General features: G+C 62.7%; 1 protein-coding gene. It reads left to right on the top strand.

The window, feature by feature from the left end; genetic code table 11:
• Nucleotides 1-161: 161 nt before the first annotated feature.
• Nucleotides 162-1,142: an IS110 family transposase gene (locus tag ACK41V_RS23525; protein ID WP_409786098.1), complete on the top strand. Its 981-nt coding sequence runs from the start codon at nt 162-164 to the stop codon at nt 1,140-1,142.
• Nucleotides 1,143-1,148: the final 6 nt, after the last annotated feature.

Below are 1,148 nucleotides of genomic sequence, written 5' to 3'. Positions count from 1 at the left end.
TGAGTTTGGACAGTTATCCACAGCCCGTAAGCCCTCTGGGATCGAAGCCCGTGGGAGAGCATTTGGCGTGGATGACTGGCCGTTTGTTGCGAGCCCGAACAGTTGCTGGTTGGCTGTGCAAGGCGTAAGCCGCGCAGACCTCGTATTTGCAAGGATGGGTGATGACAAACGCGGATGAACTGATTTTTGTAGGCATCGACGTGTCCAAGGCGACGCTGGAGGTCGCACTGGATGACAGTGCCAAGACGCGAACGCTGGGCAACGACGAGGCGGGCCTCAAGACCCTGGTGGCCGAACTCAGTGCGATGAGGCCCCGGGTAGCTGTCGTTCTGCTGGAAGCCACAGGAGGACTGGAGCGGGCAGCGGCGACGGCCCTGTGCGCCAGTGGCTTTGCAGTCATGGTGGTCAACCCCCGGCAGGCGCATGACTTTGCCAAGGCGCTGGGCTACCTGGCCAAGACGGACAGCACCGATGCACGGGCCCTGTCGCACTTTGCCCGCACCCTGTACCACAGCGACCGGCGCGAGCGGTTGCTGCACAGACTGCCCACGCCCGAGCAGGAGTTGCTGCTGGCCATGGTCACTCGACGTGCGCAACTGGTGGGCATGCGGGTGGCTGAGGGCAATCGGCTGAACGGAGCCCACCCATCGCAGCGCAAGAGCATCCAGGCGATGCTCAAACAGCTGGACCGCCAGATTGGACAGATTGACGACGATGCGGACCGGCATTTGAAGCATCACTTCAAAGACAAGCTCGCGCTGCTCAAGGGACTCAAAGGCGTGGGTGCGGGCACACAAACCATGCTGATGGCCGCCTTGCCCGAGCTGGGCAGGCTGAGCCAGCGCGAGATCGCCAAGTTGGTGGGCGTGGCGCCGTTGAACTGCGACAGTGGCAAGTTCAAAGGCAAGCGCACGACATGGGGCGGTCGGGCCAACGTGCGCGCGGCGCTGTACATGGCGGCCCTGAGTGCGGTGCGTTATGACCCCTGCCTGAGGGCGTTCTATGAGCGGCTGGTGCAGGCGGGCAAGCCCAAGAAGGTTGCGCTGACGGCGTGCATGCACAAGCTGCTGACGATCATCAATGCGGTGATCCGCTCGGGCAAGCCTTGGCAGGCTGGTTATCCACAGACCGCCGGGGTTTGAAAAATG

The sequence above is a fragment of the Acidovorax sp. genome (assembly GCF_046291265.1).
In the GTDB taxonomy this organism is placed as follows: domain Bacteria; phylum Pseudomonadota; class Gammaproteobacteria; order Burkholderiales; family Burkholderiaceae_C; genus Acidovorax.
The sequence above is the reverse complement of the archived record's forward strand: the minus strand, read 5'-3'. Positions and strand labels throughout refer to the sequence as shown.